We start from the raw sequence: 7,411 nt of genomic DNA, 5'->3' as shown, positions 1-7,411 counted from the left end.
CGCGCTGATGAAAATCATTCTCGTCGGCCCTGATCAATGTGAGTTTATCCCCGACAAAACAATTCAGCTTTTATCCAGAACGGGTACATTTGAAAGTTATACTGCACTGGAACTGCTTCAATCTTCAATCAATCGTGTCATTGAAGAAGACGTATTTTTGCCCGAAATATTAGCTCCCGCCGTTGATCAACTTGATCAACAAATCAATGACATGTATCAACAAATGGGGTTTCGCACCAAGCAGGGACAGGAATATCTTGAACGTTATCAAACCATGAAGTCGCTTCTCACAGACCAGCAAACCAATGTGATTCGATTTTTCTTAATGTATCTAACGGCATCAGAATTACCAGATGACATTCGAGAAGCAGCCGCGAATTCATTGCTGTTTTGGTGAACCAATTGTTACTAAACCAAATAAGGAGACTCGAGCATGTCACAGGAACAAACATTGGATCAATATATTCAGCAATTGAAAAAATGTATTAAACGATATTACTATATGTTGGGAGTACTAATTGTATCTTTACTTGTCGAACAGTTTTTCAGACCCGGCGAGACAAATACAATAATTTGGTGCTTAGCTGTACTCTTTGCCTGTGAGGCTTCGAGTCAGGAGCGTCTGGTCATAGCCCTCAAACTAATAAATGGAAAGACGGTTTCACAGCCCTAACCCGAAACTGCAGAGATAGCAGCTTTCTGACCGACCAGCGTGGTAAGTCTCATGAAATCACGCAAAAAGAATTAGACTAAAGAGATTGAAAATGAGCGAGAGTGATAACCGAAGTCTAGACCGCAAAAATTATCTGGTACTGCTGGGAGCTAGTCTCACGCCTTGCGTACTCTATTCTATAAGTATGTTTATCGTCTTTTTTAGTGCTGATTATGTCAGCATGTTTTCCATGTTCAATTTGGAAACATTTACAATTTACTATTTGTGCATTTCAGCTATCAGTGTTGCTGTTTTCTGTTTGTTTTACCTAGGATTTTTGGGAGATTCGAGTTGGTTTATGAGACTATCGCATTTCTTGTTATGGACCATTTTTTCGATCGTGATGAATGGATTTTCTATTCTGTTCACAGGCGCTTTGATCATTGTAATTGATGGTTTTCCTGTACCCTGATAGGGACAAATATGACTACCGCTGTAAATCACTTTTCTTATCTTCTTAAACAAATCAAACCTCAGCTCTGATCCAACATTATGAAGAATCATTCAAGATACCGCTGGTCGTCAAATGGCCCGGCGTGACCAAAACCGGCGCCAAAATCCCCGCTGATATGCAGGGCCAGTCACTGGTCCCTCTTTTGAAAGGGGAAAAATCAAATGGCGTGACTCGCTCTATTATCACGATTTCGAATACCCCAGCGTGCACATGGTCGACAAACATTTTGGAGTGCGTACCCAACGCTATAAGCTCATTCGATTTTATCAGTTCGATGAATGGAAATTCTATGATTGACAACAGGATCCCGAACTACGTTGAATTGAAAAGGGAATCAGAGTCATCTACCAATCTGATCTTCCATTAGGTTCCGCGATTCTAACATCGCCTCTTCCCACTCATTGGCTTGCGCCTGCGCGACAATTTCATTCAACATATCCGCTTCATTCTTGTTGATTTCTTTCTTCTCAAGTGAACTCTGTATTAATGCTTTCACCACCTGTAACCGTTCTTCACTCTTCAGATTACAAACGGAATACAGGGCTTTCGAAATTTCATATGTTTTGGGAGAAACCTCAGGATAGCCGCAAGCGTTCAATTGAAGCGCAATGACTATCAGCAACAGGCAACAGAAACATTTTTGTAACATCGAATCACGCATCTTAAAATTCTCCTATCACTTCACCTTCGCCAATACTCGCCAGCTCTGCCCAGATCAGCAAGTCGATATTTTCAGAGACGAATCGCACGGAACCATCGCCCATGCAAACGTGCCCCCCTCCCGTATGCTCGGAAAACATCTGCCCCACATGAAATGTAGGAAAATTCGTCGGATGTATAATCGGGAAACCGGTAATATCAAGCTCTCCTCCCGAGGGGCCCGCATGCACCAGAGTCAAAGTAGCCGCGGCGTCAGGACCATTTTCCGGAGTGGAAAAACGCGGATGCGTAAACGCGCCAGGCACAACGCCCACCCAGGTTTTGTCACTCAGTTTCGAGGAATGTTCTCCCAGAAATACCGTATTGGATGTTCCATCGGTGATGTCCCGCATCTTTGTGCGGGAGTTTCGGAAAAAAGGCCCGTCCGCCACGCGCGATGCATCACCGTTAATGGTCACCGTGGTTGTTGCCTTCGTGTAGATATCAGTAAAAATAGAACCCGTGGTACTCGAACCACATTCCCCCCAGCAGGATTCCTGACCATGACTGGCCACATAATGCGAACGACCGAAGCGAACTTGAGATCCACCCATTAAAAGCGGACCGCCCGTTGCGTCTTGTAACACAAAAGGTTCGTCTCCACCGGATGAGGTCGGACAAAGAAAGACGGGAATTTTTGCTTGCACAATACCGGCATGACCTCCGTCCCAGCAGGCGCTGTTAACATTCAAAGCATTATAGACGTTTGCCTGATCCAGATAAGGCAGCAACATCGCACTCCACGACCAACCAGGAGCCGCATCCCAGGTATCCGGATCAATATTTGCCCAGCCAGGCCCCGCACCATTACTGGTAGCATAAGAAAAATAACCCGCCGGAAATGCAGAATGGGTTTCGTGATAATTATGCAGCGCCAGACCAAGTTGTTTCAAATGGTTCTTACACTGACTCCGCCGCGCCGCTTCACGCGCCTGTTGAACCGCCGGCAGTAAAAGAGCAATCAACGTCGCGATAATCGCAATCACAACCAGTAATTCGATCAGCGTAAAACCAGAACGTCTCTTTGAGAAAACAGGTTGATTCATCACAGCAGTCTTTCAACTTCAGGTGGGATTGAGTCGGCTTGTAAAAATGTAGCATCGGCTACATTTCACACAATTGTAGCCAAAGCTACATTTATGTCAATCAACTACCAGAAATAATATTCTCGTCTTCGAAACCAAGCCCAATAAACATCGCGCGGCGTTTCTCCACATCATCATTAAAGCCTTTACTTTCAGGTAGATAGATTGCACTTGACTCCGTCGTGGAAAATCCCACTATGCGGTTTAATGCGTCGCGCGCGAGATGCGTTTTTTGAGCACTGCTTTTTAAGAACACTGATGATTTCACTACTATAAAAGTCCCTTTGTTTTGGAAATCTTCACCTGTCAATCCGTCACCGGTTCCCATTGTCTCGTATCGTATCGACGCGTTTGAACACGCTTCCCCGCGTTTGAACCCACTGTTCGAACGCGTATCGACAGCGATTAACCACATTTTCCGCAACAAAAAGAACTTGACAGCACCATGCCCTTCGCGATGATCATTCAACATCCGAAAACAAAGCATCAATACAAACCACAGAACCATGTTTCACATCCTGTAAAAACAACGAATCAGAAAAAATACGAGAAGCAATCTTACCCGATGTGTTTCAATCAAAGAGAGATAGAAATTCGACGAATTGAAAATGTGATGACCATGCAGGCAGTGATTAAATACTTAATACGTCAGAGGAGATCCTGGCCCCCTTTCCATGCGATACTGAAACAGCCGAATCAAAGGCATTCATCTTTTTCTAACTTCGAACTGATCTTACTGCATATTCTCGCGGTTGGCGGTGTCTTATATTATGAGGAGCTTACTACAGAAGACTTACCTGAGGAGACAGTGAATGACTTCGGACGAAGTGCTACTTCATCGATACAGTCAGGACGGCGATCCAGCAGCATTCCGCGAACTCATTGACCGGTATGCCGGAATGGTTTACCGTATCGGTTTGCGTGTGACCGGCGATCAGCATATGGCTGAAGATCTGTGCCAGGAATGTTTCTTAGAGCTGGCCCGCAAAGCACGCACGGTGCGCGAGAATATCGCGGGTTGGCTACACGCATCAGCCACCAGCCGATCCCTGAACGTTGTACGGTCACGCAAGCGGAGAATTCATCGCGAACAAGCCGTCGCCAATGATGATACCGTAGTTACTGAATCGTCCGAGTGGAATGAACTGCAACCGTTTATTGACCGGGCTCTCAATGGGCTAAGCGAGGAACTGCGGCTGCCCATTGTCTTACACTACCTGCAAGGGCAGTCGCAGCAGCAGGTGGCAGATCAACTGGGAGTGAATCAAGCGACGATGTCGCGTCGGCTGCAACGCGGCGTCGAACAGCTCCGTAAACGACTCCGTAGTTTTGGTGTGATGACGACTATCGCAGCGGTGACATCATTCTTTGGGGAATGTTCAGCACAAGCCGCATCGTCCTCACTCACGGGATCGCTGGCGAAAATCGGACTGGGTGGAGTGGGCGTGTCGGTTGCAAAGTCGACATCAAGTGCCCTGGTTCCGTTTTTATTAACACTGGGAGCAGTTCTCAGTAACCTGCTGTTCTTTCTGTTAGTGAATGGTTGGGGGCTGGTTCTGTTCGTGGTCATGGGATTGGTGTTATACATGCGACCCCCGGCCTGGTTTCGAGAACTACTTCGTGCTCAAGCTTTCGGACGCGATTTTGTCGCGCATCCGACTTACCCCTTCCGACGCTGGACATGGACAATTCCTCCTGCTGACTGGAAACAACGTCTGTTTGTCTGGTTGTATGTCGGGTTTACTTTTAGTCTTTTAGCTTATGAAAACCTGGCTAGAATGATGATACATCCCGGTTACGTCCTGGCATTTGGTTTGATGGCAATGTTCTTTCTTGTACTCGCCATTCGACTTGCCTGGCGCATTTGGACTCTGCGTAAACAGTCTCCAACCAATGTAGACCCCTTGTCTAAACAGGTGCCCCAGTGGTTCTCATGGGAATTGATTGTCGGGGCCTCATTTTTTATCACGATTGCCGCAACGTGGTTATCGAGTGCACCAAGCGACGAGATTTTTAGTACTTCTAGAGGAGCCATTCTATTTTGGTCCTGGTTCCTGGTCTGTGCTGGCATGGCAATTTGGGAGTTCATTGAACGTTGGCGAAAACGGAATAGTGACGATGTTTCATTCAACAACATTATGTCCAAACAGGAGGTTGCCAACACGCAGCCGGTTGCACCCCGATACCATAACGCCCTGATTGGCTCGCTGATGCTGATGATTGTTGGATTTCTATCGATTGTGATGCTGAAGTCAATGATCATATCCGAGCGACCCATTCGAACTGAACCTGAAGTATTTCGTTATACACAGGATGGTACGCGTGTCAGAGTTGAGGTTCCAGAAGCATTCAAACCTCCAACACCACCGAAAGGGCTCCCATCACAGCTTGTATTGGCGGCTAGCCTGGGATTCATCTTCAGTCTTTTATTGTTTCGTCGTGTTGTCAAAGTCAGGCAAGTCGTGTCGCGACACATGTGGCTACTGTTCCTGGCGTTGAGCAGTCTCATAGTCGTTGTTGGAGCAGGTTTGACCACAAACGTGATCTGGGCAACAGTAACCAGATCAAAAGTCATCACAAAAGTCGATCCACCGGAAGTCCTTCCGCCACGGAAGCGAGTGTTCAATCCGAGTCCATCACAACTGGCGCTCATTCAAAAGTATGAAACCGAGTCAGCCATCATCACGGTGCCGGAAGAACGACTTCCTGAAGGCTGGTATCTCATGCGGTACGACAACGGATTTGCATCTCCTATGACGTATGAAGATGAAAAATTTCATCGGCACTCTGCGAAGGGGTGTGGATTACCTGATGTCCCGGAACTGGATTCCGTCGTCGCATCTCTTCACCGAATCTATATGAACCTATTCGTACTGGGAAAAATCGATCCTATCTGCTCTGTTAGTGCATTTTGCTGTGGCAACGCGGACGAAGCTCGTCGACTTAACCATGCGTGGGGTGACCGTGGCCTTCGCAAAGGGCGTTTAGTAATTTTCGTTTATGGACCGAAAGGATTGCGGCCTCCCAGTTCCACAGACCAGGCACCAATTCCAACGATACTGGAACACATTCAGCAATCACCCGTCGTTGCGGCCAGCGAAAAATAAGTAACCAGAAAACGATTTTAGAACTTCGGTGAAATGAATTGATACGAATGTCAGGAATCATCCGAGACGCTCTTGAAAAAACAGCGCAGCGAATTTTACCCGATGTGTCGAATGGAGTGAGAGGGAGGTGGGTGATTCTGATTTTGAAATGGATTCCGTCTGAGCTTCTAATTCCTCATTTTTTTCTGCTCTGCGATTCTTCGATTACTTTCTGTTACATCGGCTCTCAGCTGGTCCATCAATGATTCATCAGATTTGACCTCAGCCGTCAACTTCGTGAATTCATTCTGGATTTTCGTCAGGTCGACGAGATTTTCATAATCAGAGTGATATTTCACCTCCATGGTTGTGGCAATACTGGGATAGACAGACAGATAAATGAGCAGGAAGATCATCGATGACACAAAACATGATTTGGCAACAAGCTTGCTGTCTTGGCGTATGTATTTCCAGGGACGCAGCATTTCACGGATACCACCAGGCAGAGCACGCGTTCGTCTTATGGTCTGCCAGAAAAGTAATATTCCCACAGCCACGAAGGGAGCAATCAATGGTCCAAAGTGTGTGTGCCACTGCATCAACGCCCAGAACCAGTCTGCTCTTTTTGCTTGTATTTCATTTTGTATTTCCTGCGGAGTGATGTTCAATATTCTGGCTTCATTCCAGACTGCCGGGCTGATCCAGGTTTGCTTGACAATAAAATCAGGCATGTCGATAACCAAAGTGGAAACAGCAAGATCAGACAACAAGCCGAAGATTAGAAACACCATGCAGATGAGGAGCTTCCGTCCTCGAGAAAGTTCATAACTTCGAGTGAACTTCAATAGAATACGACACAGGTTCCAGAAGAGCGAAACGAGGGTAAACAGTACGAGGATCGTAATCATCGGTGGCAAAGTAGCGATGACATGTACGAGGAATTCAATCGATGCAGATAAGTGAAACCCAAATACGAATGGCAAACAGCCGATCGTCCAGAGTGCCAGGGATTGAGCCCAGGGCAACCGGAGCCATTTCCGCAGCAGGCAGAACAAACCGAACAGGAGTGCGAGCGAGCTGACCCAGATCACCCCGCGAACGACACCCGTTTGAACTGCAGACGAGATGATTCTTGCAGGAACGAGTCCCAGCAAACAGATTGTAGATCCCATTCCCACAATCCATGCCGTGAGATGCATATACCACCTCGCCTGGGTTGGCTCGTGTTGTTTCTGAGCGCCTGACAGAAGTGCCACAAAACTGGAAAATAATGCCAGACAGAAAATAACAAGAAAACACATTTGCACGGTTGGCATGATTTGTAGTAGCCAGTACTTAATCTGACAGGGACACCCCAGCTTCACACGTTTGTCAG

The 7,411-nt window shown here is 46.7% G+C and carries 7 protein-coding genes and 1 pseudogene; 4 read left to right on the top strand and 4 right to left on the bottom strand.

The annotated features are described in order from the left end of the window. From Q0668_RS06520 to Q0668_RS25855, 3 genes and pseudogenes are all read left to right on the top strand, one after another. A partial coding sequence (locus Q0668_RS06520; protein ID WP_298861610.1) for a hypothetical protein occupies positions 1 to 397 on the top strand: 397 nt, incomplete at its 5' end. Between the two features lie 36 nt (positions 398 to 433). Then, positions 434 to 673, top strand: coding sequence for a hypothetical protein (locus Q0668_RS06515; RefSeq protein ID WP_298861607.1), 240 nt, complete (start codon positions 434 to 436; stop codon positions 671 to 673). Between the two features lie 530 nt (positions 674 to 1,203). Beyond that, positions 1,204 to 1,460 (top strand): annotated as a pseudogene (locus Q0668_RS25855) (sulfatase/phosphatase domain-containing protein); the annotation flags it as partial. A 46-nt stretch (positions 1,461 to 1,506) separates the two neighbouring features. Here Q0668_RS25855 and Q0668_RS06510 read toward each other — a convergent pair. The 3 genes from Q0668_RS06510 to Q0668_RS06500 all read right to left on the bottom strand — a co-directional run bounded on the left by Q0668_RS06510 (position 1,507) and on the right by Q0668_RS06500 (position 3,458). Then, the gene (locus tag Q0668_RS06510; RefSeq protein WP_298861605.1) at positions 1,507 to 1,827 is read right to left on the bottom strand and encodes a hypothetical protein; all 321 of its coding nucleotides are present in this window, start codon (positions 1,825 to 1,827) and stop codon (positions 1,507 to 1,509) included. Between the two features lies 1 nt (position 1,828). Further along, positions 1,829 to 2,911, bottom strand: coding sequence for a DUF1559 domain-containing protein (locus Q0668_RS06505; RefSeq protein WP_298861603.1), 1,083 nt, complete (start codon positions 2,909 to 2,911; stop codon positions 1,829 to 1,831). 100 nt (positions 2,912 to 3,011) lie between these two features. After that, positions 3,012 to 3,458 carry a hypothetical protein gene (locus tag Q0668_RS06500; protein WP_298861600.1) on the bottom strand — a complete coding sequence of 149 codons (447 nt, stop codon included), beginning with the start codon at positions 3,456 to 3,458 and terminating at the stop codon, positions 3,012 to 3,014. 304 nt (positions 3,459 to 3,762) lie between these two features. Here Q0668_RS06500 and Q0668_RS06495 point away from each other — a divergent pair, with 304 nt between their 5' ends. Next, on the top strand, positions 3,763 to 6,057 hold the full coding sequence (locus Q0668_RS06495; protein ID WP_298861598.1) for a sigma-70 family RNA polymerase sigma factor: 2,295 nt from the start codon (positions 3,763 to 3,765) through the stop codon (positions 6,055 to 6,057). Between the two features lie 167 nt (positions 6,058 to 6,224). Here the strand turns inward: Q0668_RS06495 and Q0668_RS06490 are convergent. Continuing rightward, on the bottom strand, positions 6,225 to 7,411 hold a 1,187-nt coding region (locus tag Q0668_RS06490; RefSeq protein WP_298861595.1), incomplete at its 5' end, for a hypothetical protein.

Origin of the sequence: uncultured Gimesia sp., from assembly GCF_937910335.1 — a bacterium.
Taxonomy (GTDB): domain Bacteria; phylum Planctomycetota; class Planctomycetia; order Planctomycetales; family Planctomycetaceae; genus Gimesia.
Note: the sequence above shows the minus strand (reverse complement) of the source record. Positions and strands in the feature narration are given on the sequence as shown.

Coding starts and splice junctions, on each gene's coding strand:
- Q0668_RS06505 (WP_298861603.1), bottom strand. CDS start 2,911: ATGAATCAACCTGTTTTCTCAAAGAGACGTTCTGGTTTTACGCTGATC.
- Q0668_RS06510 (WP_298861605.1), bottom strand. CDS start 1,827: ATGCGTGATTCGATGTTACAAAAATGTTTCTGTTGCCTGTTGCTGATA.
- Q0668_RS06500 (WP_298861600.1), bottom strand. CDS start 3,458: ATGGTTCTGTGGTTTGTATTGATGCTTTGTTTTCGGATGTTGAATGAT.
- Q0668_RS06495 (WP_298861598.1), top strand. CDS start 3,763: ATGACTTCGGACGAAGTGCTACTTCATCGATACAGTCAGGACGGCGAT.
- Q0668_RS06515 (WP_298861607.1), top strand. CDS start 434: ATGTCACAGGAACAAACATTGGATCAATATATTCAGCAATTGAAAAAA.